This window comes from Massilia agrisoli (genome assembly GCF_020831365.1).
GTDB classification, from domain to species: Bacteria; Pseudomonadota; Gammaproteobacteria; order Burkholderiales; family Burkholderiaceae_D; genus Telluria_A; species Telluria_A agrisoli.
In genome coordinates this window covers 27,341-52,252 of record NZ_JAJHPV010000021.1, presented here as the reverse complement: position 1 = coordinate 52,252, position 24,912 = coordinate 27,341, and the positions used below count along the sequence as shown (strand labels likewise).

Sequence of the window (24,912 nt, the reverse complement as noted above, 5' to 3'; positions counted from 1 at the left end):
CACAAAACGCGGAACAGGCTGCAAAGCCGCGTGTGGCGGGCGCGCTGCGAACCACAGTTCTCACGTAGGGCGGGTAAGCGCAGCGCACCCGCCGAACGTGACTAGATACGGACCACCATCAGGCCCGCACGCAACCCGGCGCGAACGTCCGGATTTGGAAATACCACCAGCTCCTCGGCATGCTTCACCGTATAGACGGTATCGCCGTCGGTGGCGATCACCTCGCCCTGGCGCAGCGCGGTGAAGTTTTGCGTCGTGCGGTCAAACGCCATGCGGAAGCCGTCAGTCAGCTTGATCACTTCCTGCGCCACCTTGAAGACATGCGGTTCGGTCCGTGCCGGCTTTGGCGGAGCGCCGCGCAGCAGGCCTTCCAGCGCCGTCTGCACGTCCGCGAACTGCGCCAGATCATTCTGTCCCAGCACGCCAACGCGCCCCAGCTCCACGGTGCTTGCCGCCGCACCGTGATGCTCGGCCGAGTAGTAGCTGTAGGTGCCGGCCGAACTCGGATTCATGATGATCGCCCCGATGGCAGCCTGCCCCAGCCACGCCACCAGCGCCGCCTTGCCCTCATCGGCAATCAGGTCAGGCACGATGGCGAAAGTCGGGTACACCGACGGACGGATCGCCGTATGCAGGTCCAGGTGCCAGCGCACCGGGCCAGCGCCAGCGAAGAAGTCTGCGGTAGCCTTGATCATCGTATCGGCGCGCGCAGCCTCCGCCGCATCGGCCAGCGAGCCCCGCACCGGACGGAACATCCGGTTCAGGTCAGCGTCGATAAAACGCTTGCCCGCCGCGATGGCATCCACGTTACCGACGCAAACCATCAGGTCCACCGCCAGTTCAGCCGGCGCGTGCGACAAGGCGTCAAGCACGTGGGCGACCACCTCGATCGGCCCGGTCTCGTCACCATGCACGCCAACCGACAGCACCACGCTTGCGCGCGGACCGCCAGCAGACCGAATGGTCATGATTCCGCGCGCCGGCAGCGCTACCGCAAAGCCGGCATCACGGAAACGCTGCGCCACGCCGCCGAGATCAGCTTCGGCGAGGGCGCGGACGGCTTCAGCAAGCGCCATGCCGCTTAAGCTGCCTTGGCCGACGGGCTGGTCGATTCCGACAGCGACCAGACATCGAGCATTGCCTGCTCAAGGTCGGCCGGCTGTTCGAAACCGGTCAGCGCCAGCTGGCTGGCAACCGCTTCGACCGCGTCGTGCGGCGAGGCGCCGCTGTTCGCGCGGGCCAGCACCTGCTCCAGCAAACGCTGCTGCGTGCGGCGCAGGGCCTGCGTTGCGTAGTTGCGCAGTTGCTCCTGCGACTTGCTCTGCGCGGTCAGCTTCAGGCCGCGCTCCAGCGTGTCGATGCCGGCACGGGCGCGCAGCGCCATGCCCACTTGCAGGAACTGCGCAAGCGACATGCCTGCAGGACGCCGTACCGCGACCGCCGCGAACAGGAAGCTCGACACCGATTCGATCGCATCGACCGCCTTCCACGCCTGTGCAAACGAGGCCGACAAGCCTGGGTGGCTGTCCGCATCGGTATGCGCAGGAGTGAGGCTCTTGACCGTGTCCGGCTGCGCGAACAGCTGCGCCAGTTCGGCCATGCCGCCGGCGTGGGCGCCGCCGTTCACCGACAGCACGCCGTCGAGCAGCGCCTTGAACAGCACGCGGGTGCGCGCATCGACCTTCATCGATACAGCGCGCGGCACCTTGAGCGCATCGGCGTCAAGTGCGTTGAACACCGGCGCCAGCTGGAGCGCCGACCATGCCTGGCCCCACGCCTTGACCACTTCGGTCTCGTCGACGCCATGTTCCGCCGCCAGGTCGCGCAGCATCAGCGGGCCGCAGCGGTTGACCGCTTCGTTGGCCAGCACGGTTGCCAGGATCGCATTGGCCAGCGGGTGCGCCAGCGGATCGCGGGTTGCCACCAGCTGCGCCGGGAAGTAAGGCTTGAGGACAGTCGCCGCCCATGGCTCGTCGGTCAGCGGCAACGCCAGCAAGGTGCGCTTGAAGCGGTTCTTCACGTTGGCGATAACCACTGCCAGTTCCGGCGCGGTCAGGCCGCGGCCGCTGGCCTTGCGGCGCTGCAGTTCAGCGTCGGTCGGCAGCTGCTCCAGGTCGCGCGACAGCGCGCCCTCTTTTTCCAGGCTGGTGATCAGCGACGCATAGCCGTCGACCACGTGGGCATCGCCCTGCGCCTGGCCTTCGCGGGTCAGCAGGTGCGTCTGCTGCGTGTTGTCGCGCAGGACCAGGCGTTCGATCTCGCCGGTCATTTCGTTCAGGATGCGGTTGCGGTCCGCTTCAGGCAGTTCGCCTGCATTGACTTCGGTGTCGAGCCAGATCTTGACGTTGACTTCGTGGTCGGAGCAATCCACGCCGGCCGAATTGTCGATCGCGTCGGTGAAGATGCGCCCGCCTGCCAGGGCGAATTCGATACGGCCGGCCTGGGTTGCGCCCAGGTTGCCGCCTTCGGCCACGACCTTGCAACGCAGCTGGTTGCCATCGACGCGGATATTGTCGTTTGCGCGGTCCTTGACCTGTGCGTGGGTTTCGGTCGACGACTTGATGTAGGTACCGATACCGCCGTTGTAGAACAGGTCCACAGGCGCCAGCAGGATACGGTGCATCAGTTCTTCAGGCGACAGCGAGGTCTCGGCGATGTCGAGGGCTGCGCGCACCTGCGGCGACAGTTCGATCGAACGGGCGCTGCGCGGGAACACGCCGCCGCCTTCCGAGATCAGGCCCTTGTCATAGTCTTCCCACGACGAGCGTGGCAGCGCGAACATGCGCGCGCGTTCTGCGAACGAGCTGACGACATCCGGTGCAGGGTCGAGGAAGATGTGGCGGTGGTCGAACGCGGCCAGCAGCTTGAGCTGGCGCGACAGCAGCACGCCGTTGCCGAACACGTCACCCGACATGTCACCCACGCCGACCATGGTGATCGGGGTGGTTTCCATGTCGTGGTCCATCTCGTAGAAGTGGCGCTTGACCGCTTCGAACGCGCCCTTGGCGGTAATGCCCATCTTCTTGTGGTCGTAGCCGTTCGAGCCGCCCGACGCAAACGCGTCGCCCAGCCAGAAGCCGCGCTTGACCGCGATGCTGTTGGCGATGTCGGAGAAGGTAGCGGTGCCCTTGTCGGCCGCGACCACCAGGTACGGGTCGTCCTGGTCGTAGCGCACGGTGTCGCTTGGCGGCACGATGGCGCCGCGCACGCGGTTGTCGGTCACTTCCAGCAGGCTGGAGATGAACAGGCGGTAGACTGCTTCGCCTTCAGCGGCGATGGTCTCGCGCACTGCATCTTTCGGCATCTGCTTGCAGACGAAACCGCCCTTCGAGCCGGCCGGCACGATCACGGCGTTCTTCACCATCTGCGCCTTGACCAGGCCAAGCACTTCGGTGCGGTAGTCTTCCATGCGGTCCGACCAGCGCAGGCCGCCGCGGGCGACAGGGCCGCCGCGCAGGTGCACGCCCTCGAAGCGGCGCGAGAACACGAAGATCTCGCGGTACGGGCGCGGTTCCGGCGCCAGCGCCAGGTTGCTGGTGTCGAACTTGAAGATGATCTTGTCGCCCTTCTGTTCGTTCTGGAAGTAGCTGGTGCGGACGGTGGCCAGCACCAGGTCCACCAGCGCGGCCAGGATTTCTTCGGTGTCGGCGTGGTTCACGGTTGCCAGGCGCGACTTGATCGACTTGACCTTCTCGGTGCCTGCCGCGCGTTCCGCTTCAGGCAGCGCAGGGTTGAAGCGCTGCAGGAAGCCGTCAACCAGCTCCTTGACCAGCCCTGGCTGGCGGCGCAGGGTGTCGGCCATGTAGCGGACGGTAAACTTGCTGCCGGTCTGGCGCCAGTAGCTGATGTAAGCGCGCACCAGCTGGACTTCGCGGGTCGACAGGCCGCCCTCGATGACCAGGCCGTTCAGGCGGCCGTCTTCCGCTTCGTCGTTGAACAGCGCAGTGAACAGTTCTTCGGCGACCGGCACGATGTTCGGGCGCGCCAGCTTGGCCGCGCTTTCCGCGTCAACCGACAGGCTGGTGACGAAACGGCGCGCGCCGTCGATCGAGGCGATCGAATAGGTCTGTTCGCGGTCGATCGATACGCCTGCGTTCTGCAGGGCCGGCAGGATGCGCGACAGCGACGGCACGTTCTCGATGGAGTACAGGCGCACCGTGGCGCTGTCGGCGTCTTCGGCGTCGATACGCACTTCGATGCCTTCGCTGCCGTTGGCCAGGATCGCTTCGAGGTCGCGGAACGCGACTTCAGGCGCGGTGGCGGTCACGTAGTTGACCGGCAGGGTCGAGCACATCTTGCGCAAGGTGGTGCGGGCCGCAACGTCAGGAACGCTGTCGGTCAGCGCGGCGAACTTGTCATGCCAGCCTTCCAGGATCGACATCAGCGGCTGCTGTATGTCGCTTTCGAGGTCGAGCGGATTGCGCGCGGCGTGTGCGATCAGGTAGACGCGGGCCAGCGGGCCGTCGGCCACCAGGGCCTGCGGGCGCACGTCGGTCGCGCCCGAGCTTTCCTTCAGCGCCTGGGCCAGGCTCTGGACGATGGCGGCGCTATAGCGCTCGCGCGGCATATAAACCAGCACGTTCAGGTGGCGCGCATAGACGTCGCGGCGGGCGAAGATCTTTGCGCGCGGCTGCTTGTACAAGGAAACGACCGAGCTGCATACCTGCGCCAGCCATTCAGGATCGGCTTCCAGCGCTTCGGTGCGCGGCAGCGATTCGAGGATCTCGATGAACTTCTCTGCGCGGAAGCCTTCCTGGCGCACGCCAGCGAGCGACAGCACCTTGGCCACGCGGCCACGCGCGAACGGCAGGCGCGCCAGCGGGGTCGAGGTGGCGGCGCGGGTGAACAGGCCGACGAAGCAGTGCTCGCCGAGGATCGCGCCCTGCGCGTCGGTGTGGCGCACGCCGATGAAATCCAGCGGCTGGTCGCGGTGCAGCGTGCCTTCGACGTCGGCCTTGACGATCGACAGCGCGTCGGGACGGTTCGACAGGGTCTCAAAGTCGCCCGGGATGTTGGCCAGGCAGGTGCCGTAGACCGGGTGCGAAGTATCCTGCAGCACGCCCATGCGGCTTGGGATGTCGCGCTCAAGTTCGCGCACGCCAGGCTTGGCGACGTAGTAGGCGTAGCCGAACGGCTCGAAGCCTTCGTTCTTGGCCCATTCGAGGAAGGCAGCGACTTCCTGGCCGGCCGGGCCCTGCTGCGCGGCTTGCGCGGCGACGGCGGTCAGGCGGTCGGCCATCGCCACCGCGTCGCGGCGTACCACGGCGGCGTCGCGCGCCACCATCTGCAGGCGCTCGACGAGGGCGCTCAGTTCATCCGCGGCGAGGTCTTCAGCCAGCAGGCAAAGCACATACGATTCGAGCGGCGCGCCGGCTTCGCCGACAGCGACTGCCTGGCCGTTCGCATCGCGGCGCACAGCGAGCACGGCGTTCATCACGCCGGTCGCCTGGACCTTCTGCTTGCGCAGGGCCATGACGATCGAATCGACGAGGTAAGGCATGTCGTCATTCAGGATAAGCAAGGCGCTCGCCATGCCGCCGCGGCCGTCCGCGTAACGCAGCTGGGCGATCTGGCAGCCATGCGAGGCGCGGCGCGCGGCCTGGAAAAAACCGTCCCACAGCACTGGCGCGAGGCTGTCGGGCGACGTGCCTGCCAGGTCTTCGTCGTCCAGCGACGCCAGCCAGGCGCCGATCAGGGCTTCGACCTGGCTGCTGTCTGCAGCCGGCTTGCTTGCGTTGACCAGTGCCAGCGTTTGCGCACGCACGTTTTGTGGCATGTTCTTCATCTTGCTTCTCCAATGCTTGTTGTGTAGTGCCTCGCGTTTGCACCTGCTTGTGGCCGTGCTCGCGCGATCGATAGAAAGACGGGGTTGGCCCGTCCAAAAATTAGTTCCTCAAAGCAACCCAGCATTCTACGCCAGGTCGTACAGGCCGGGCAGCCCCAAAATGCGTTCAAGATCCTGCAGCGCAGTGCTGCATTCGATGGCCAGCTGCGGGTCGGCCAGGTCTTTCGGCTCGATCCGGTCGCGGTAGTGTTTCCCGACCCACGCCACCAGGCTTGCGTAAAGCGCCTCGGTCATCACCACGCCCTGGTGCATCGCCGCCGCTTCGGCGTCCGTCAGCGCCACGCGCAGGCGCAGGCATGCCGGGCCGCCGCCGTTGCGCATGCTCTGGCGCAGGTCGAAGTCGATCAGTTCATTGACCGGGCCGGCGCCCGCGACCAGCGCTTGCAGGTAGCGCGACACCGCTTCGTTTTCCGCGCATTCGTGCGGCACCACCAGCGCCATCGAACCGTCGGGTTTTGACAACAGTTGGCTGTTGAACAGGTAGCTCGATACCGCATCGGCGACCGACACGAGGCCGGTATCGACGCGCACAGCATGCAATTCTGCGCCCACGCCGGCCATTGCGGCGCGCAGCTGGGCCAGCACGGCGGCTTCGTCCGCGAAGGCCTGCTCGTGATAGAACAGCACATTGCCGTTACCGACCGCGATCACGTCATTGTGGAACACGCCCTGGTCGATCACGTCCGGGTTCTGCGACGCGAACACGGTGCGCTCGGCATGCAGGCCATGCAGGCGCGCGATGGCCTGCGATGCTTCCAGCGTCTGGCGGGCCGGGTATTTTTTCGGGGCTGGCGCGGACGGGTCGAACTCGACGCGGCCGTACACAAACAGCTCGACGCCGCGCTCGCCATGGCGGGCTGCGAAGCGGGTATGGTTGGCCGCGCCTTCGTCGCCGAACGCCGGCGTCGATGGCAGCGCGTCATGCACTGCAAAGTGCCCGGCGTCTGAGAAGATGGCGCGCAGCGTGCGGCAGGCCTGCTCGTGCTCCATCGCGCGGTGCAGCTTGTTGTTCAGGTTCGCGGCGGTGAAGTGCACGCGCCCATCAAGTGTGTCAGCCGACGGGCTGACGGTGGCCGCGTTGGCGGTCCACATTGGCGACGCCGAATACGCGCAGGCCAGGATCACCGGCGACTCGCGGTAAGCGCGCGCCAGCACGTCGGCGTCGGTGCCGGTAAAGCCGATCGAACGCAGGAGGCGGAAGTTCGGGCGCGCCTGCGGCGGCATGACCGCCTGCGCGAAGCCGCGCGCGGCCAGCGCGCGCATCTTGGCCAGGCCCTGCAGCGCGGCCTCCCTCGGGTTCGACGCGCTCTTGACGTTGCTGAACGAGGCGACGTTGCCGAAAGAGAGTCCGGCGTAGTTGTGCGACGGCCCTACGAGGCCGTCGAAGTTGAATTCGCGTGCTGGTTGCATAAGTGATCCTAGATGGCCAGGCCAGGCGACAGCTTGGCTGGCAGCGCCAGTTCGTCGGTCTCGATCGACGCGACCGGATAAGCGCAGTAGTCTGCGGCGTAGTAAGCGCTTGGGCGATGGTTGCCGGACTTGCCGACACCGCCAAATGGCGCGCTGCTGGCTGCGCCCGTGGTCGGGCGGTTCCAGTTGACGATGCCGGCGCGTGCCTTGACCGAGAACTGCTTCCACAGGGATTCGTCGTTCGACAGCAGCGCGGCGGCCAGGCCGAATTCGGTGGCGTTGGCGACCTTGATGGCGCTGTCGAAGTCCTTGACGCGCACGACCTGCAGCAGTGGCCCGAACCACTCTTCGTCAGGAATGCCTTGTGCATTGGTCACGTCGACGATACCAGCGGTGACGAAACCGGCATTTGGGTCGAGCTGCTTCATTTGCAGCAGCACGGTGCCGCCCTTGGCGGCCATATCGGCCTGCGCCTGCACCAGGCGGGCCGCCACCGCGCTCGACACCACAGGGCCCATGAACGGCTGCGGGTCGGCATCCGGCGCGCCGACGGTCAGCTTGCCGGCCACTTCCACCAGGCGCTTGATGAACGCCTCGCCGGCAGGCGAATCCTGCACCACCAGCCGGCGCGCGCAAGTGCAGCGCTGGCCGGCCGAGATAAATGCCGACATCACGGCGTGATGCACGGCCGCGTCGACATCCTTCACATCCCACACCACCAGTGGATTGTTACCGCCCATTTCCAGCGCCAGCATCTTGCCTGGCTGGCCGCCGAACTGCTTGTGCAGCGCGACGCCGGTCTGGCAGCTGCCGGTGAACAGCACGCCATCGACATCGGCCTGGCCGAGCGCGACACCGGTATTTCGGCCACCGTTGACCAGGTTGATCACGCCCTTCGGCAGGCCGGCCTTTTCCCACAGCTGCACGGTCTTGACGGCCGTGCGCGGCGCGTACTCGCTCGGCTTGAACACCACCGTGTTACCAGCGATAAGCGCAGGCACGATATGGCCGTTGGGTAGGTGTCCCGGGAAGTTATACGGACCGAACACGCCGAACACGCCATGCGGGCGGTGGCGCAGCACTGCATTGCCGTCGGCGACCTTGGCGGCCACCTCGCCGGTGCGCGCGCCGTAGGCCTGGACCGAGATATCGACCTTGTTGGCCATGGTCGTCACCTCGGTGCGCGCTTCCCACATCGGCTTGCCCACTTCTTCCGCGATGGTCTTCGCCAAGTCCTCGGCGTTTTCCTTCAGCAGGTCGCGGAAACGGGTGCACACGGCGATGCGCTCATCGAGCGGCGCCATGGCCCAGCTGTCGAACGCGCCGCGTGCGGCCTTTACCGCGCGCGCCACGTCGTCGGGCGTCGACTCCTTGCTGGTCCAGGTCTGGCGGCCGCTGGCCGGATCGATGGTTGCGAGATCAGCGCCGCTGCCGGCTTCCCACTCGCCGTTGATGTAGTTGCTCAGGTTAGACATGTGCGTTCTTCCTTACATTGAGTGACAGCGTGCGAACCTGGTCGCCGCCTTGGCAGTGCAGCAGCGCCAGCTCGTCGGGCGACAGGGCGATGGCGCCCTGGGCCGGCGCGGCGCTTGCCACGATCATCCGAAAATCATGCAGCGTGGTGTTCGACACCAGGGTCGGCTCGCCGGGCGCCGGCAGTGCGGCCACGTCCGCGGTGACCACGATACTGTCGCGCATGGCGCGCAGTTCGGACACGCGCGCCTGCAGCACCGGGCCGGCGTCGAAGATGTCGACATAACCCTCGTAATGCATGCCCTCCTGCTCCAGCAGCCTGCGCGCCGGGGCGGTGGACGTGTGCACCTTGCCGATCACCTCGCGCGCATCGTCGGGCAGGTAATCGACATACAGCGGCTGGCGCGGCATCAGCTCGGCGATGAAGGACTTCTTGCCCAGCGCCGTCAGGTTGTCGACGTGGTTGAAGTCCATCTTGAAGAAGTGGCGGCCAAGGCCCTCGTAGAACGGCGAGCGGCCATCTTCTTCCTGGTAGCCGCGCATCTCGGCGATCAGCTTTTCGGTGAACAGGTGCGGGAACTGGGCGATGAACAGGAAGCGGCTCTTTGAGAGCCATTTGCCGTTGTTACCGACGCGGTAGTCCGGATGCAGGAACAGCGAGCATAGTTCGGTGGAGCCGGTCAGGTCGTTCGACAGGTACAGCGTCTCCATGCGCGTGAACACATCGAGCTCGCGGCTCGAATGCACCAGCGTGCCGATGCGGTAGTTATAGAAAGGCTCGTCCAGGCCAACCGCGCCCTTGATGGCGCAGATTCCGGCCATGCGGCCGTTGCTGGTGTCCTCCATGACAAACATGTAGTCGCGCTTTTCAGGCGCGATGGTCTCGGCGAAGGACTGCACGGCGATGCTGACGCGGTCGCCCAGCATCTTGCGGTCCGGCTTGAGGGTCGTCATGCCGCTGCCGACCTGGCCCGCCATATCGAGCAAGGCTTCGAGGTCGTCGGCGGTAATTGCGCGCACTACTAGCATAGGTTTATCTCACTCAGATTCTGACGCAAATGACGTTGTCGCCCGGCTCGACCATCAACTCCGCGAGTGCGGAAGCCGGCAGCAAGATCGAATCGAGTGCTTCGGCCGACGGACAAGCCACGGTGATGGCGCGGAAATTCTGCTCGTTGCTGGCGGCCACGGCGTAGTTCACCATGACATCGCTGGCGGCGCCGGGTTCGGCTTCGGCCACGCGGCGCACCATCGATGCGCCGAAGGTGCGCAGCGAGTTCTTGTGGGCCTGCAGGATCGGACCGCCGTCGAAGATATCGATGTAGTCGTCGGCCTCGAAGCCCTCCTCGGTCAGCAGGCCGAAAGCCAGCTCGCCGTCCGGATGGATCTGGCCCATCGCCGCTTGCGCGTCGCCCGGCAGCAGCGGCACGTACACCGGATAGTGCGGCATCAGCTCGACGATCAGCGTGCGGTTGCGGGCGCCGCCGATGACGCGCTCGGCGTCGAGGAAATCCATCTTGAAGAATTTGCGGCCCAGCGCATCCCAGAACGGCGACTGGCCGCGGTGGTCGGTGATGCCCGCCAGCGGCACGAAGAAGCGGTCGCCGAAGCGGTGCGGCGCCAGCACGGCAAACAGCAGGCGCGCGCGCGACAGCAGGGCCGCCTCGACGCCCGCATGTTCGCGGTTGCTGATGTAGTAGCCGGACAGCTGCGAATAGGCGGTCAGCTCGGAGCACAAGGTCAGCGCATGCACGCTGTGGCTGATGTTCAGGTCGCGCGAGACCTGCTGGATCACATCGTTACGGAATGAGAAGTAAGTACCGTTGGAGCCAGCCGACGCATGGATCGCGGCGGTGCCGGCGATACTGCCCGTCGCTGTCTCCTCGAGCACGAACATGTACGACTCCTCGCTCGGAATGTCGACATGGGCCGCGAAGGAGGCGATCGACCGCTCCACCGAGGCCGCAATTTCTCCGTGCGTTTTCGGCAGGGTGTGCACGCCTGGCATGGTCACCGCGGCCAGCTTTTCGAGGCTGGCGATATCCGTAAGTTCCACCGGACGGACAACAAACATGTGAACTCCTAAAGTGCTTGCAGGCCGGCGCGCTGCGCGAAACGCGGCGCGCCGGCAGGTGGTATTACTTGGCAGGCGCCGGATTGAGCATCTGCTCGATCGCCTCGCGCATGATGCGGTCGGCGTTGGCGATCTGCTCGTCCGAGACGATCAGCGCAGGCGCCAGGCGCACCACGTCGGGACCGGCGATCAGCAGCATCAGGCCGAGGGCTTCGCATGCCTTGGTGAAGTCCTTGGCGCGGCCCTTGAAGCCTTCGGCCAGCGGCAGGCCAATCAGCAGGCCGCTGCCGCGCACCTTGCCGAACACGTGCGGGTAGTCGGCGGTCAGCTTGTCGAGGTTCGCGAAGATTTTGGCCGAAGCCTCTTTCACGCGCGCCAGGAAGGCAGGCTGGTTGATGGTGTCGATGACGTTCAGCGCCACGGTTGCAGCCAGCGGGTTGCCGCCGTAAGTGGTGCCGTGCGAGCCGACGCCGAAGTGGTGCGCGATCTCGTTAGTGGTCAGCATGGCGCCGATTGGATAGCCGTTGCCCAGTGCCTTGGCGCTGGTCAGGATGTCCGGGGTCACGCCCATGCCCATGTAGGCATACAGCTCGCCGGTGCGGCCAACGCCCGACTGCACTTCATCGAAGATCAGCAGCGCGCCGGTCTTGTCGCAGAACTCGCGCAGCGCCTTCAGGTATTCAGGATTTCCCGGGATGACGCCGCCCTCGCCCTGGATAGGCTCGACGATCACAGCGCACACATCGTCGCCGATGGCTGCGCGCGCCGCTTCGATGTCGTTGTACGGGATGTGGTCCAGCTGCTGCGGCAGTGGCTCGAAGCCCTCGGTGTACTTCGGCTGGCCGCCGACGGACACGGTGAACAGGGTGCGGCCGTGGAACGACGACAGGCAGGACACGATGCGCGACTTATGCGGGCCGAACTTCGTGTGCGCATACTTGCGCGCCAGCTTCAGTGCGCCCTCGTTCGCCTCGGCGCCCGAGTTGCAGAAGAAAGCGCGGTCGGCGAAGGTAGCCTCGGTCAGCGCCAGCGCCAGGCGCAGCACCTGCTCGTTGGTGTAGCCATTACCCAGGTGCCAGACCTTGTGCATTTGCTGGGTCAGCGCATCGACCAGGGCCGGGTTGCAATGCCCCAGGCTGGTCACGGCGATACCGGAAGTGAAATCGAGGTAATGCTTGCCGGCCTGGTCCCACAGATCGAGTCCGGAAGCGCGCACGGGCACCATGGCGGCCGGTGCGTACGTTGGGACCAAGACCTCGTCGAAAGTTTCCCGGGTCACAGCCCGTGTAGTAAGACCGGCATCATTTGCGTTCATGGCATTCCTCGTCGAAGTTAAGGGTCGCGCCCGGCCAACAGCGGGGCGCGTGTGCGCCATTATAGGAAACGCAGCAACAAAACTCTTTTCAACAAGCGACAGCCATTTTCACTTTTGCTCATACAAAATTGCCATGAAATCGCTCAAAAAGTGCCAAAATCGGGGTCAGACCGGGTCACGTTGACCACCGGTTTCTGAAAATCTTTCAAAAACCCTGTGGTCTGACCCCGAATTTGGAAACTCTTTTGCTCATACAAAACTGCCACTAAATAGCCCGAAAATTGCCAAAATCGGGGTCAGACCACCGTTTTTTGCAAAATCGGGGTCAGACCACCGGTTTTTTGGAAATCTTTCAAAAACCCTGTGGTCTGACCCCGAATTTGGAAACTTCTTGCAAAAACCGGTGGTCTGACCCCGAATTTGGAAACTTTTGCTGTTTTAATTGGTGCCGCTGAGCTTGCGCTGGCGTTCTTCGCGGGGGGTGTTGCCGAACAGGGCGCCGAAGGCGGTGGAGAAGTGCGAGCCACTCGAGAAGCCACACATCAGCCCGACCTGCACGATCGAGTTGTTGGTGCTTTGGAGTAGTTGCCGCGCGCGCTGTAGCCGCAGCTCGAGGTAGTAGCGCGATGGCAGGCTGCCGAGGTATTGTTTGAACAGGCGTTCGAGCTGGCGCCGCGAGATCCCTACAAGATTGGCAATGTCGTCCGTCGACAGCGGTTCTTCGATGTTGGCTTCCATCAGCGATACCGCTTCCGTCAGCTTCGGCTGCAAGGCGCCGAAGCGCGCCTGCAGTGCTACCCGCTGCCGTTCGTCCTTGCCGCGCACGCGGTCGATGCAGAGCTGTTCCTTGATCTGGCTCTGGATGCCGGCACCGAAAATCGCTTCCACCAGGGTCAGCGCGAAGTCGATGCTGGCCGCGCCGCCGCAGCAGGTCAGGTGGGCGCCGTCGATTTCGAACAGGTTGGGCGTGAACATGGTGTGCTCGTCGATCGAGTCGGCGTCCGGGTACAGCGACCACGGCAGCGCCGTGCGCACGCCCGACAGCACGCCGGCGTCCGCCAGCCAAAGCACCCCGGCGCCTACCCCGCCCCAGAACGCGGCCGAGCGGCAGCGCTCGATCACGACACGGATGTTGCCGGGCTTGAGCGCGGCCTGGGCTTCGTCGGCAACCAGCAGCACCAAATGCCAGTGGCGCTGGATGTCTGTGGGGAATTTGTCGGGACTGCGCACGTCGACGTGCAGGCGTTCGGGCCCGAGCAGCTTGGCGGCGAGCCGCAGCGGCTGGTACAGGCCGGCCCAGCTGAGCGAGTCAGGCTCGCCGGCATGGATCAGCAGGACGCGCAGCGGCTTCTCCTGCGCAAGGCGGGAGAGGTCAGCGGACGGCATCGGACTGCGGGAGGCGTGTCATGTACTCGGGTGGCGGGAGCCCTTGGAGCGGCTCAGGATTGCATACCTCATATCATACCGGAGATCAACAGCAGCGGTCTTGTCCAGCCCTCGTTTTCCCTCGATAGCGACGGGGCGCAACTGCGATCCGGCGCAGGCGGCTATAATTGCGCCCCATGGGTGAACGATATCTAAAGAGTGTGCGGCTGCTGGCGGAATGCCTGCAGGGCTTCGAGCGCTTCTCCGGTGAATCGGTCCGCGCTTGCGGTTTGACCCATGCCCAGTTCGATATCATCGCCACGCTCGGCAACACGCCCGGCATGACGTACAAGGAGCTGGGCGAGCGTACCTTGATTACTAAAGGCACCCTGACCGGCGTGATTGAACGGCTGGAGCAGAAAGGCCTTGTTGCACGCGAGCGCAGTAGCGAGGATAAGCGTTCGTTCTTCGTGCGCCTGACGCCGAAAGGCGATGAAACCTTCCACCAGGCTTTCCCGGTGGTCGTGGCGCAGGGCAAGAAGTTGTTCGAGACGTACTCCGAGGCCGATTTCGCCGACCTGGATGCGTCCTTGCTCAAGCTGCGCAACCTGATTGCCGGCGCTGCGGCTGCCGATCCCCCACATTCCTGAATTGACGATAAAAAATGCTCAAAACTACCCTGCTCGATGGCGTCAAGCCTGCAAAATTCGATAAGCAAATCACTGGCAACCTGCTGCTGGAGTCGGTCACGCCCGACGAAGTGCGCGCGGAGAAGATGGTGATCGGCGTGCGCAACGACGATGGCGACATCTACCGCCTGATCGGCGCCACCAAGATGAACAGCTATGTCAACGCCGTCGAAGAGCTGGAAGACATGGAGCTGGTCGATGAGCTGGCCGACGTGGAAGAGACCCGCGAAGGCTGCGACGCCATCTTCGCCGAGGCGTAAGCCGTAATCTTGTCGCAAAAAAGTGCCGCAAGGCATCTTTTTCGGCGGATGGCCTGTTTACTGGAGTAGAATTTCCCCATGGACAGACTTGAAGCCTTCAAAAGCCTTGCAGCTGAGGCAAGCCGCGGCGAACTTACCTTTCCGACCAATCTCGATGCGACGCTGAAGCTCCAGCGCGCCCTCGACGATCCGGATTGCGATACCGATACCGCGGCGCGCCTGGTCCAGGCTGAACCGCTGCTTGCCGCGCGTGCCGTGGCGATTGCCAATTCGGTCGCCTACAAGCGCGCCGGCAACGAAGTGACGAATGTACGCGCAGCTATCCAGCGCGTGGGTTTCCGTACGCTCAATGCGCTGGTCGCCGCTGTCATCGTGCGCCAGCTCGACAGCAAGATCACCCACCCGCAGCTGCGCGCCATGGCCGACCAGCTGTGGCGCCATTCGACCCACGTGGCGGCGCTGGCGCAAGTCATCGCCCGCCGGGTCACCAAGACCGACCCGGAAACCGCGCTGTTTGCAGGCATCGTCCATGAGGTCGGCAGTTTCTATGTGCTGTCGCGGGCCGAGGAGTTCCCGGGCCTGCTCGATGGCGAACCGGAAGAATGGATCGAGTTCGGTGAAACGGCCATCGGCCGTGGCGTGCTGGCCAAGCTTGGCGTCCCGGCAACGGTGATGGAGGCAATTGAAGCCATGTGGCATGGCATGCGCGCCCTGCCTCCGGAATCGCTGGGCGACACCTTGTTGTTGGCAAATGATCTCGCGCAAGTGCCTTCTCCCCTGCACGTGCGTGCCGGCGCCACTTCCCTGCAGGCAGCCTCCACCATCGACTTCGTCATTGGCGATGGCAGCCTGCAGAGCATCCTGGACGAATCGGCCGAGGAAGTGCGCAGCCTGGCGTCCGCCCTGCTGTAAACCTTTCGGGCAAAAAAACGCCCGCTACGAGAGCGGGCCAAGTCCAAAACTAGGGATGTCCTGAAAGAGACAGCTCCACTTTAACGCCATGGCGATACCCGCTCTGTGCGTGAACACACACAATTTGCAATTAAGTTTCCGGATGAGTTGCGCGGGATCGCGCCGGGGATGTGTGCGCCAGAGGGAAACGCGCGTTTCCCTCTTGATCTGGCGCAAGGTGCCGCCCCGTGAAGGGGCGGCGAATTGTTACACGACGGCGCCGTCGGTCTCGTCTTTCTGGACCACCGGCTTGATCAGGTCTTCACGCTTGATGCCCAGCCACATTGCGATTGCCGCGGCCACGAACACCGACGAGTAGATACCGAACAAGATGCCAATGGTTAGCGCCATCGCGAAGTAATGCAGCGACGGGCCGCCGAAGATCAGCATCGACAGCACCATCATCTGGGTCGAACCGTGGGTGATGATGGTCCGCGAGATGGTGCCGGTAATCGCGCTGTTGATTACTTCGCTCACGCTTGATTTACGCTGCTTGCGGAAGTTCTCGCGAATCCGGTCGAAAATAACCACCGATTCGTTGACCGAGTAACCCAGCACCGCCAGCACCGCGGCCAGCACGGTCAGCGAGAACTCCCACTGGAAGAACGCAAAGAAGCCGAGGATGATCACCACGTCGTGCAGGTTGGCCAGGATAGCCGCGACCGCATATTTCCACTCGAAGCGCACTGCCAGGTAAATCATCACGCCCACGATCACCATGATCAGTGCGTTCAGGCCATTCTGCGCCAGTTCGTCGCCCACCTGCGGGCCGACGAATTCGACTTTCTGCAGGTGCAGCACTTCTTTACCGGCGCTGTCGAAGCAGCCCGTCTTGGCCACGTTCTGGCCTTGCGGCGTTACCGAATTGAGCTGGCGCGTGGTGCCGCCTTCGGCCTTGCACAGCCCGTTGAAGACGAGCTGCGAGCCGGCCGCGCCGGACACCGATTTGATGATCGGCAGGCGCAGCATGACTTCCTGCGCATTACCGAAGGTTGCCACTTCCGGATGCTCGTAGCCCAGCTTGGTCAGTTCGCCACGGATCTTCTCCGTGTTCGCCGCCACCGGGTACTTCAGCTCCATCACGGTGCCGCCCATGAACTCCACCGACAGGTGCAGGCCTTTGGTCGCGATGAAGAAAACGGCTGCCACGAAGGTCAGCGCCGAAATCACGTTGAAGATCAACGCATGGCGCATGAAGGGAATATCTTTCTTGATGCGGAAAAATTCCATCTCGAATCCTAGTAGTAAGTGCTAATTATTTCTCGACCGACAGGCCAGGAGTCCAGACGGTACCGATCGACACTTTGGACAGCTTTTTCTTGCGGCCGTACCAGAGGTTGACGACGCCGCGCGACACGAAGACCGCAGAGAACATCGAGGTCAGGATGCCCAGGCAGTGCACGATTGCAAAGCCGCGGACCGGTCCGGAACCGAACACCAGCAGTGCAATACCGACAATCAGGGTCGTGATGTTCGAGTCGAGAATGGTTGCCCATGCGCGGTCGAAGCCGGCGGCAATCGACGCTTGCGGGCTGTTACCGGCACGCAGTTCTTCACGAATACGCTCGTTAATCAGCACGTTCGAGTCAATCGCCATACCCAGCGCCAGCGCGATCGCGGCAATGCCAGGCAAGGTCAGGGTGACACCCAGGAAGGAGAGCAGTGCGAGCAGGAACAGCACGTTCGCCGCCAGGGCCAGCGAGCTGAAGATACCGAACAGGTGGTAGTACAAAACCATGAAGATGGCGATCGCGATAAAGCCGTACACGGTCGAGTACAAGCCCTTGGCGATGTTCTCGGCGCCCAGCTGCGGGCCGACCACGCGCTCTTCGATGACTTCCATCGGTGCCGACAGTGCGCCCGAACGCAGCAGCAGCGCCAGTTCGGTCGACTTCTCGGCGCTTCCCATGTTGGTGATCTGGAAGCTGCTGCCCAGTTCGCTCTGGATGGTTGGCGCCGACAGGATCGTGTACTTGCCTTTTTCTTTCAGCAAAATCGCCATGCGCTGGCCGATGTTGTCGCGCGTCGCCAGGCGAATCTTGCGGCCGCCGTCGCCGTTCAGGTCGAGCGATACTGCCGGCTGCTGGTTCTGGTCGAAGCTTGCTACCGCGCTCGAAATGTAGTCGCCGGTCAAAATCACGTCTTTCGACACGACCAGCGGACCACCCTGCTCAGGACCAAACAGTTCCGAGTTCAGCGGAATGGCGGCAGCCGATTCAGTGCCAGGCACAACCGACTTATCGACCATGCGCAGTTCCAGGGTGGCGGTACGGCCGATGATGTCCTTGGCGTGCGCCACGTCCTGCACGCCTGGCAGCTGGACCACGATACGTTCGAGGCCTTGCTGGGCGATGATCGGCTCGGTCACGCCCAGTTCGTTGATCCGCTTGGACAGGGTGGCAATGTTCTGCTTGACGCCCTCTTCCACGGTGCGCTTGAGCGCTTCCGGCTTCATGGTGACGACCAGCTTCAGGTCTTCGCCTTCGCCGCGGTCGGCAAACGCCAGGTCCGCCGACTGGTTGGCGAGCGCTTCGCGGGCCGCGGTGCGGGTGGCGACATCGCGGAAATTGATCTCGATGGCATTGCCGACACGCTCAATACCAGCGTGGCGCACATTCTTTTCGCGCAGCTGGCTGCGAACGGTCGACTGGATACCTTTGACGCGGGTGTCGAGCGTGGCTGCGGCATCGACCTGGAGCAGGAAGTGCACGCCGCCGCGCAAGTCGAGGCCGAGGTTCATCGGCGTGGCGCCCAGCGACTGCATCCAGGCCGGCACAGTCTTGACCAGGTTGACGGTGACGATGTAATCCGGGTCAGCCGGGTCGCGGTTGAGCGCGCGTTCCAGCGCCAGCTTGGCCTTGAACTGCTCGTCGGTGGTGCCGAACAGCGCGCGCACATAACTACTGCTGCCTGTCCCGTCGCGGGAGATGCCATCGGTGGCGATGCCTGCGGACTTCAGCGCGGACTCGACCTGTGCGGCGGTGTCGTCGCTGATCTTGACCGTTGCCTTGCCAGTCGTAACTTGCAGGGCCGGCGATTCCACGAAGTAGTTAGGTGCCGTGTACAGCGCAGCTAGCAGCAGCGCGACGACGATCAGGACGTATTTCCAGACGGGATAGCGATTCATAGTGTTCCAGCGTTCGATGTTGAGCAGGCGGGCGGCGAATAGCCGCCCGTCAGGCTTACAGGGACTTGATGGTGCCTTTTGGCAGCAGCGTGGTGATCGAGTGCTTCTGCACGGTGATCTCGGTGTTTGCAGCAACTTCGATGGTCACGTAGGTGTCGCTGACCTTGCTGACCTTGCCCAGGATGCCGCCTGCGGTGATGACTTCGTCGCCTTTGGCAAGCGCGTCCATCATGGCCTTCTGTTCTTTAGCGCGCTTTTGCTGTGGACGGATCATGAGGAAATACATGACCACGAACATCAGGATCAGTGGCAGGAAGGTCGACAGGCTGCCCATCAGGCCAGGATCTGCTGCTGGGGCTGCAGCTTGCGCATAAGCGTTGGAAATAAACACGGTGACTCCGTTTGTTAGTTAGTCTGGTAAAAAAAGTAGCGCTGTATTCTAGCACCGGCTGGGATGATGCAAGTCATTTCCGGCCATGTTGTGGCCGTAATTCTTATTGCAAGTATTTACAAAAAAGTTTCCACTACACCAAACAACGTCGTTCCCGCAAATGCGGGAACCCACGCTGAACTTGCGATATCACCAAAGTTATCGATCAAGCGAACTCAGCATGGGTTCCCGCTTTCGCGGGAACGACGTGCTCAAATCCCCCGCGACCGCTCCGCATTGAACTGCAGGCGGAATGCGTGGAAGCGGTCCTCATCGATCGCATCGCGCATATCCTGCATCAGCTGCAGGTAGTAATGCAGGTTGTGGATCGTGTTCAGGCGCGCACCCAGGATCTCCTTCGAGCGGTGCAGGTGATGCAGGTAAGCGCGCGTGAAGTTCTGACAGCAGTAGCAGCTGCACGTTTCATCCAGCGGCGTATTGTCTTCCTTGTAACGGGCGTTCTTGATCTTGATGTCGCCAAAACGGGTGAACAGCCAGCCGTTGCGGGCATTCCGGGTCGGCATCACGCAGTCGAACATGTCGACGCCGTTGGCCACGCCTTCGACCAGGTCTTCCGGCGTACCGACGCCCATCAGGTAGTGCGGCTTGTTTTCAGGCAGCTTCGGACCCACGTGCGCCAGGATGCGCATCATGTCTTCCTTCGGCTCGCCCACCGACAGGCCGCCAATCGCCAGGCCGGTGAAATTGATGTTCTCCAGGCCTTCAAGCGACTCGTCGCGCAGCTTCTCGTACATGCCGCCCTGGACGATGCCGAACAGCGCGTTGGGGTTCTCGCCCGCCTTGAACTCGTTCATCGAGCGCTGGGCCCAGCGCAGCGACATGCGCATCGACTTGGCCGCTTCTTCGGACGTGGCCGGGCGGCCGTCGATTTCGTACGGCGTGCATTCGTCGAACTGCATCACGATGTCCGAATTGAGCGACTTCTGGATCTGCATCGAGATTTCCGGCGACAGGAACAGCTTGCCGCCGTCGATCGGCGAGGCGAATTTAACGCCCTCTTCCGTAATCTTGCGCATTGCGCCCAGCGAAAACACCTGGAAACCGCCGGAATCGGTCAGGATCGGGCCATTCCAGCCCATGAAGCCGTGCAGGCCGCCGAACTTGTCGAGCACCTGGGTACCCGGGCGCAGCCAAAGGTGGAAGGTGTTTCCAAGGATGATCTGCGACTTGATCTCTTTCAGCTCGAGCGGCGACATCGCCTTGACCGAGCCATAGGTCCCGACCGGCATGAAGATCGGCGTTTCGATCGTGCCGTGGTTGAGCTTCAGACGGCCGCGGCGCGCATGCGACAGGCCGCTGGTGTCCTTTTTCAGGAGTGTAAATTCGAGCATCGTGTCCTACTTGTTCTGTGTAGTGAGCAGCATGGCGTCGCCATAGCTGAAAAAGCGGTATTCATTGGCGATCGCGTGGGCGTAGGCCGCGCGGATCTCGTCAAAACCGGCAAACGCCGACACCAGCATCAGCAGCGTCGACTTCGGCAGGTGGAAGTTGGTGATGAGCCGCGAAACGGTCTTGAAGGTGTAGCCCGGCGTGATGAACAGGGCCGTGTCGGCGCTGCCCGCCACCAGCTCGCCCGACTGCGACGCCGATTCCAGCGCCCGCAGGCTGGTGGTGCCGACGGCGACCACATCGCGGCCAGCCGCTTTCGCCGCGCGCACCGCATCGACGGTTGCCTGCGGCACGGTGTACCACTCGGTGTGCATCTTGTGCTCGGCCAGCGCCTCGACCCGCACCGGCTGGAAGGTCCCGGCGCCCACGTGCAGCGTGACGAAGGCGAAGTTGACGCCCTTGTCCTTCAGTTTGGCCAGCAGCGCCTCGTCGAAGTGCAGGCCGGCCGTAGGCGCCGCAACCGCGCCCGGCTCTTTCGAATACACGGTCTGGTAGCGGTTCTCGTCGAATTCGTCGGCGTCATGCTCGATGTACGGCGGCAGCGGCAGGCGGCCGTGCGCTTCGATCAGGTCGAACACGTCGCCCTCGAACGTCAATGTGAAGAATTCGCCGGCGCGCTCGCCCGCCGTCACCTCGAAGGCATCGGCCAGGCGCATCTTCATGCCCGGCTTGGGCGACTTCGACGCGCGCACCTGGGCCAGCACGGTGCGGTTATCCAGCACGCGCTCGACCAGCACCTCGACGTTACCGCCGGTTTCCTTGACGCCGAAGAAGCGCGCCTTCAGCACGCGCGTGTCGTTCATCACCAACAGGTCGCCCGGCTGCAGCAGGTCGACGATGTCGGCAAAGCGGCGGTCAATAATCTGCGCGCCGTCGAGATGGAGCAGGCGCGACGCGCTGCGATCCGGCAGCGGCAGCTGTGCGATGCGTTCGGGCGGCAGGTTAAAATCGAAATCGGAAAGCGAGTACATTCTGCTAATTCTGGAAAAATGAATAACGAGGGCCTTACAATAGCGCTTACGCACAAAGGGCAACCCTCTATTTTACCGCGATATGCCCTCAACTAAACCGAAAACGGCGCCAAAAACCAACGAAAGCAAGCTCGCCAGGCTGGGCCTGCGCAGCGACATGGACCTGGTGCTGCACCTGCCGATGCGCTACGAGGACGAAACCCAGGTGGTGTCGATCCGCGAAGCCTGCCTGCGCGGCGGCCACGTATCGCAGGTCGAAGGCGTCGTAACCAAGAACGAAATCAGCTTCCGGCCGCGGCGCCAGCTGCTGGTGACCATCGCCGACGAAACCGGCGACGTCCTGCTGCGCTTCATGAATTTCTATGGCAGCCAGACCAAACAGCTGGCGGAAGGCACGCGCGTGCGCGCCCGCGGAGAACTCAAGCACGGTTTCTTCGGCGCCGAGATGGTGCACCCTGCTTACAAGGTCATCAACGAAGGCGCCCCGCTGCCGACGGCGCTCACGCCAGTCTACCCTTCCGGCGAAGGGCTGTCACAAGCCATTTTGCGGCGCGCGATTTCGGACGCGATGAAGCGCGTCGACTGGCGCGACACGCTGCCGCCCCAGCTGCGCGCGCGCATGCAGTTGAGCGATTTCGAGCCAGCTGTCAGGCTGCTGCACTATCCGCCGCAGGAAGTCGACCCGAACGCGCTGGTCGACCGCTCGCACCCCGCGTGGGTGCGGATGAAGTTCGACGAGCTGCTGGCCCAGCAGCTGTCGCTCAAGCGCGCGCAGGTCGCGCGCCGCAGCAAGGGCGCTCCGGTGCTCGATGCGGTCGGCACGCTGTCGGAAGCCTTCATGCGCATACTGCCGTTCAAGTTGACGGGCGCGCAGCAGCGCGTGCTGAAGGAGATCCGTTTCGACCTGACGCAGCCCTTCCCGATGCAGCGCCTGCTGCAGGGCGACGTCGGCAGCGGCAAGACGATCGTCTCCGCGCTGGCGGCGGCGCAGGCCATCGACAGCGGCTACCAGGCCGCGTTGATGGCGCCGACCGAAATCCTCGCGGACCAGCACTTCCGCAAAATCGCCGCGTGGCTCGAACCGTTGGGCGTCAAGGTTGCGTGGCTGACCGGCAGCCTGAAGAAAAAAGAGAAACTGGCGGCGACGGCGCTGGTGGAATCGGGCGAAGCGCAGCTTGTCATCGGCACCCACGCGCTGATCCAGGACACCGTGCAGTTCGCCAGGCTGGGCCTGGTGATCGTCGACGAACAGCACCGCTTCGGCGTCGGCCAGCGCCTCACCTTGCGCAACAAGGGCGCACAGGGCCGCACGCCGCACCAGCTGATGATGTCAGCCACGCCGATACCGCGCACGCTGGCGATGACCTACTACGCCGACCTGGAAGTATCGATCATCGACGAACTGCCGCCAGGGCGTAGCCCGATCGTCACGCGCGCCATCGACCAGAACCGGCGCGACGAAGTGATCGAGCGCGTGCACGCGGCGGCGCAGGAAGGCCGCCAGGTCTACTGGGTCTGCCCGCTGATCGAGGAATCGGAAGCGCTGCAGCTGCAAACCGCGACCGATACGCACGCAATGCTGGCCGAAGCGCTGCCCGATTTGCAGGTCGGGCTGGTGCACGGGCGTCTCAAGCCGGCCGAAAAGCAGCAGGTGATGGACGCTTTTGCGGCCGGCGAAGTGCATGTGCTGGTCGCCACCACCGTCATCGAAGTGGGCGTGGACGTGCCGAATGCATCGCTGATGGTGATCGAGCACGCCGAACGCTTCGGCCTGTCGCAGCTGCACCAGCTGCGCGGGCGGGTCGGCCGTGGTTCAGCGGCCAGTGTCTGCCTGCTGCTGTATCAGAGCCCGCTGGGCGGCGTGGCCAAGCAGCGCCTGATGACGATGCGCGAAACTACCGACGGCTTCGAGATTGCGCGGCGCGACCTGGAGATACGCGGACCGGGCGAGTTCCTCGGTGCGCGGCAGTCGGGCCAGGCGATGCTGCGCTTTGCGGACCTGGAAACCGACCAGTGGCTGGTCGAGCAGGCGCGCGACGTGGCGCACTCGCTGCTGCACGAAGCGGATGAAGACACGGTCGAAGCGCACCTCGCGCGGTGGCTCGGCGGCCGCGAGGAATTCCTGAAAGTGTAACGTCGTTCCCGCGAAGGCGGGAACCCATGCTGAGCATGCACGCGCTAGGTTCCCGCGTTCGCGGGAACGACATCAGATGTCAGCGCCCTCTGGCCAGCGCGCCGCATCAGCCGCATAACGCAACCCAATCTGGTCGCGGATCTCGTCGAGCACGCCCATCAGCGCCAGCGTCTCGTCGAGCGGCATGCGTGGACTTTCAAGCAGCCCTTCCTTGAGGCAGCGCCCTGCTTCGACAGCCTCGTAGGCGTATCCGTTCCCGGCATACGGCGTCGGCACGGTACGCGAAGTGCCATCCGCCAGCGACACGCTGATCGATGGCGCGCGATGGAACATCGTATTCATCCGGATATGGCCAAGGTCGCCCGACACGGTCAGCTCGGCCGGCGTGCGCGCCTGGATCGAGCAGCTGCACACCGACATGCCGCCACCTTCATGCTTCATCACGAACCCGGTCTGCACATCGACACCGGTAGCGCCGATTTCTGCCTGCGCCTGTACCGATGCGACGGGGCCCAGCAGGTATGCCGCGATCGACAAGGGGTAGATGCCCAGGTCGAGCAGCGCGCCGCCGCCCAGTTCCGGGTTAAGCAAACGGTGTTCGTTATCGACCGCCGCCGTAAAGCCGAAGTCGGCGATCACCTGCCTTGGCTTGCCGATCTCGCCCGACGCGATGATACGGCGGACTTCATCGATCGCCGGCAGGTAGCGCGTCCACATCGCTTCCATCAAGAACAGCTTTTTCGAACGTGCCAGCGCCACCAGCTGCCCGGCTTCGCGGCGGTTCATCGTGAACGGCTTTTCGCACAGCACAGCCTTGCCGCCATTAAGCGCCATGGCCGCGTTCTCGGCATGCATCGGGTGCGGGGTGCCGATATAGACGATGTCGACATCGGTGGCGCTGGCTACTTCCTCATACGAGCCGTAGCAGGCGCGGTCGGGCAGGGCGAAATCGGCGCCGAAGGCGAGCGCGCTGTCCATGCGGCGCGATCCCACTGCTGCCAGCACCGCACCCGGGGTGTCCTTCAGCGCAGTGGCAAACGCCCGCGCGATCTTCCCGGTACCGATTATTCCCCAGCGAACCTCGTCAGCCATATCTCATCCTTATTCAATCTTTATCAGTTCAACGCCGTCGACGATCATCTTCCACACGCCGCCAGCGCGGTGCGGCGGCTTGTTGACGAGGAAAGTCGACCGGATCAGGCTGAAGCCCGCGTCGAAGCTGTCGCCGTTAAAGCCCTTCAGTTCAATGTTCAGGTCGACGCGCTTGCTTTCCCGGATCCGCTCATACTGAATCTTCCCATCTTTTTCGATTTGCAGTCGCATCTGCTTTCCCGTCCATTCGCCCACATAGTGCAGCTTGTCCTTGGGGACCGGGTCGGCATGGCTGGCTTGTGGCAAGGCGAGTGCGCTGGCGAGCAGGATTGAACGGATCAGCATTGAAGTTCTTTCGAGGATGAC

The 24,912-nt window shown here is 63.7% G+C and carries 19 protein-coding genes; 4 read left to right on the top strand and 15 right to left on the bottom strand.

What is annotated here, in order from left to right:
• Window positions 1–101 precede the first annotated feature (101 nt).
• The 8 genes from LMJ30_RS19040 to LMJ30_RS19005 all read right to left on the bottom strand — a co-directional run bounded on the left by LMJ30_RS19040 (window position 102) and on the right by LMJ30_RS19005 (window position 13,503).
• Entirely contained in the window at window positions 102–1,076 is a 975-nt protein-coding gene (locus LMJ30_RS19040; protein WP_229434110.1) for a succinylglutamate desuccinylase, read from the bottom strand.
• Window positions 1,077–1,081: 5 nt separating this feature from the next.
• On the bottom strand, window positions 1,082–5,785 hold the full coding sequence (locus tag LMJ30_RS19035) for an NAD-glutamate dehydrogenase domain-containing protein (RefSeq protein WP_229434108.1): 4,704 nt from the start codon (window positions 5,783–5,785) through the stop codon (window positions 1,082–1,084).
• 126 nt (window positions 5,786–5,911) lie between these two features.
• On the bottom strand, window positions 5,912–7,255 hold the full coding sequence (astB, locus tag LMJ30_RS19030; protein ID WP_229434107.1) for an N-succinylarginine dihydrolase: 1,344 nt from the start codon (window positions 7,253–7,255) through the stop codon (window positions 5,912–5,914).
• 8 nt (window positions 7,256–7,263) lie between these two features.
• Window positions 7,264–8,730: a succinylglutamate-semialdehyde dehydrogenase gene (gene astD, locus LMJ30_RS19025; protein ID WP_229434105.1), complete on the bottom strand. Its 1,467-nt coding sequence runs from the start codon at window positions 8,728–8,730 to the stop codon at window positions 7,264–7,266.
• Window positions 8,723–9,757: an arginine N-succinyltransferase gene (gene astA, locus LMJ30_RS19020; protein ID WP_229434103.1), complete on the bottom strand. Its 1,035-nt coding sequence runs from the start codon at window positions 9,755–9,757 to the stop codon at window positions 8,723–8,725. Before astA ends, astD begins: the two co-directional genes overlap by 8 nt.
• A 13-nt stretch (window positions 9,758–9,770) precedes the next feature.
• On the bottom strand, window positions 9,771–10,802 hold the full coding sequence (locus LMJ30_RS19015) for an arginine N-succinyltransferase (RefSeq protein ID WP_229434101.1): 1,032 nt from the start codon (window positions 10,800–10,802) through the stop codon (window positions 9,771–9,773).
• A 64-nt stretch (window positions 10,803–10,866) separates the two neighbouring features.
• Complete coding sequence (gene astC, locus LMJ30_RS19010) at window positions 10,867–12,117, bottom strand: acetylornithine/succinylornithine family transaminase (protein ID WP_229434100.1); 1,251 nt, start codon at window positions 12,115–12,117, stop codon at window positions 10,867–10,869.
• Between the two features lie 438 nt (window positions 12,118–12,555).
• Complete coding sequence (locus tag LMJ30_RS19005; RefSeq protein ID WP_229434099.1) at window positions 12,556–13,503, bottom strand: GlxA family transcriptional regulator; 948 nt, start codon at window positions 13,501–13,503, stop codon at window positions 12,556–12,558.
• Window positions 13,504–13,679: 176 nt separating this feature from the next.
• Here LMJ30_RS19005 and LMJ30_RS19000 point away from each other — a divergent pair, with 176 nt between their 5' ends.
• From LMJ30_RS19000 to LMJ30_RS18990, 3 genes are all read left to right on the top strand, one after another.
• Window positions 13,680–14,132: a MarR family winged helix-turn-helix transcriptional regulator gene (locus tag LMJ30_RS19000; protein WP_229434098.1), complete on the top strand. Its 453-nt coding sequence runs from the start codon at window positions 13,680–13,682 to the stop codon at window positions 14,130–14,132.
• Between the two features lie 14 nt (window positions 14,133–14,146).
• A complete protein-coding gene (locus LMJ30_RS18995; protein ID WP_229434097.1) occupies window positions 14,147–14,431 on the top strand; it encodes a hypothetical protein in 285 nt (94 codons plus the stop codon).
• A gap of 78 nt (window positions 14,432–14,509) precedes the next feature.
• Window positions 14,510–15,343: an HDOD domain-containing protein gene (locus LMJ30_RS18990; RefSeq protein ID WP_229434096.1), complete on the top strand. Its 834-nt coding sequence runs from the start codon at window positions 14,510–14,512 to the stop codon at window positions 15,341–15,343.
• Between the two features lie 246 nt (window positions 15,344–15,589).
• Here the strand turns inward: LMJ30_RS18990 and secF are convergent, their stop codons facing one another.
• From secF to queA, 5 genes are all read right to left on the bottom strand, one after another.
• Window positions 15,590–16,612, bottom strand: coding sequence for a protein translocase subunit SecF (secF, locus tag LMJ30_RS18985; RefSeq protein ID WP_229434095.1), 1,023 nt, complete (start codon window positions 16,610–16,612; stop codon window positions 15,590–15,592).
• Window positions 16,613–16,637: 25 nt separating this feature from the next.
• Entirely contained in the window at window positions 16,638–18,509 is a 1,872-nt protein-coding gene (gene secD, locus LMJ30_RS18980) for a protein translocase subunit SecD (protein WP_229434094.1), read from the bottom strand.
• Window positions 18,510–18,564: 55 nt separating this feature from the next.
• Window positions 18,565–18,900: a preprotein translocase subunit YajC gene (gene yajC / locus LMJ30_RS18975; protein WP_229434092.1), complete on the bottom strand. Its 336-nt coding sequence runs from the start codon at window positions 18,898–18,900 to the stop codon at window positions 18,565–18,567.
• A 251-nt stretch (window positions 18,901–19,151) separates the two neighbouring features.
• Window positions 19,152–20,291: a tRNA guanosine(34) transglycosylase Tgt gene (gene tgt / locus LMJ30_RS18970; RefSeq protein WP_229434091.1), complete on the bottom strand. Its 1,140-nt coding sequence runs from the start codon at window positions 20,289–20,291 to the stop codon at window positions 19,152–19,154.
• 6 nt (window positions 20,292–20,297) lie between these two features.
• Window positions 20,298–21,320 carry a tRNA preQ1(34) S-adenosylmethionine ribosyltransferase-isomerase QueA gene (gene queA, locus LMJ30_RS18965; protein WP_229434090.1) on the bottom strand — a complete coding sequence of 341 codons (1,023 nt, stop codon included), beginning with the start codon at window positions 21,318–21,320 and terminating at the stop codon, window positions 20,298–20,300.
• An 82-nt stretch (window positions 21,321–21,402) separates the two neighbouring features.
• Here queA and recG point away from each other — a divergent pair, with 82 nt between their 5' ends.
• Window positions 21,403–23,454, top strand: coding sequence for an ATP-dependent DNA helicase RecG (gene recG, locus LMJ30_RS18960; RefSeq protein ID WP_229434089.1), 2,052 nt, complete (start codon window positions 21,403–21,405; stop codon window positions 23,452–23,454).
• A gap of 72 nt (window positions 23,455–23,526) precedes the next feature.
• Here recG and LMJ30_RS18955 read toward each other — a convergent pair whose 3' ends face one another.
• Together LMJ30_RS18955 and LMJ30_RS18950 are read right to left on the bottom strand one after the other, a co-directional pair.
• Entirely contained in the window at window positions 23,527–24,546 is a 1,020-nt protein-coding gene (locus LMJ30_RS18955) for a Gfo/Idh/MocA family protein (protein ID WP_229434088.1), read from the bottom strand.
• Window positions 24,547–24,555: 9 nt separating this feature from the next.
• Entirely contained in the window at window positions 24,556–24,891 is a 336-nt protein-coding gene (locus tag LMJ30_RS18950; protein WP_229434087.1) for a hypothetical protein, read from the bottom strand.
• Window positions 24,892–24,912: the final 21 nt, after the last annotated feature.

Coding starts and splice junctions, on each gene's coding strand:
- LMJ30_RS19040 (WP_229434110.1), bottom strand. CDS start 1,076: ATGGCGCTTGCTGAAGCCGTCCGCGCCCTCGCCGAAGCTGATCTCGGC.
- LMJ30_RS19035 (WP_229434108.1), bottom strand. CDS start 5,785: ATGAAGAACATGCCACAAAACGTGCGTGCGCAAACGCTGGCACTGGTC.
- astB (WP_229434107.1), bottom strand. CDS start 7,255: ATGCAACCAGCACGCGAATTCAACTTCGACGGCCTCGTAGGGCCGTCG.
- astD (WP_229434105.1), bottom strand. CDS start 8,730: ATGTCTAACCTGAGCAACTACATCAACGGCGAGTGGGAAGCCGGCAGC.
- astA (WP_229434103.1), bottom strand. CDS start 9,757: ATGCTAGTAGTGCGCGCAATTACCGCCGACGACCTCGAAGCCTTGCTC.
- LMJ30_RS19015 (WP_229434101.1), bottom strand. CDS start 10,802: ATGTTTGTTGTCCGTCCGGTGGAACTTACGGATATCGCCAGCCTCGAA.
- astC (WP_229434100.1), bottom strand. CDS start 12,117: ATGAACGCAAATGATGCCGGTCTTACTACACGGGCTGTGACCCGGGAA.
- LMJ30_RS19005 (WP_229434099.1), bottom strand. CDS start 13,503: ATGCCGTCCGCTGACCTCTCCCGCCTTGCGCAGGAGAAGCCGCTGCGC.
- LMJ30_RS19000 (WP_229434098.1), top strand. CDS start 13,680: ATGGGTGAACGATATCTAAAGAGTGTGCGGCTGCTGGCGGAATGCCTG.
- LMJ30_RS18995 (WP_229434097.1), top strand. CDS start 14,147: ATGCTCAAAACTACCCTGCTCGATGGCGTCAAGCCTGCAAAATTCGAT.
- LMJ30_RS18990 (WP_229434096.1), top strand. CDS start 14,510: ATGGACAGACTTGAAGCCTTCAAAAGCCTTGCAGCTGAGGCAAGCCGC.
- secF (WP_229434095.1), bottom strand. CDS start 16,612: ATGGAATTTTTCCGCATCAAGAAAGATATTCCCTTCATGCGCCATGCG.
- secD (WP_229434094.1), bottom strand. CDS start 18,509: ATGAATCGCTATCCCGTCTGGAAATACGTCCTGATCGTCGTCGCGCTG.
- tgt (WP_229434091.1), bottom strand. CDS start 20,291: ATGCTCGAATTTACACTCCTGAAAAAGGACACCAGCGGCCTGTCGCAT.
- queA (WP_229434090.1), bottom strand. CDS start 21,320: ATGTACTCGCTTTCCGATTTCGATTTTAACCTGCCGCCCGAACGCATC.
- recG (WP_229434089.1), top strand. CDS start 21,403: ATGCCCTCAACTAAACCGAAAACGGCGCCAAAAACCAACGAAAGCAAG.
- LMJ30_RS18955 (WP_229434088.1), bottom strand. CDS start 24,546: ATGGCTGACGAGGTTCGCTGGGGAATAATCGGTACCGGGAAGATCGCG.
- LMJ30_RS18950 (WP_229434087.1), bottom strand. CDS start 24,891: ATGCTGATCCGTTCAATCCTGCTCGCCAGCGCACTCGCCTTGCCACAA.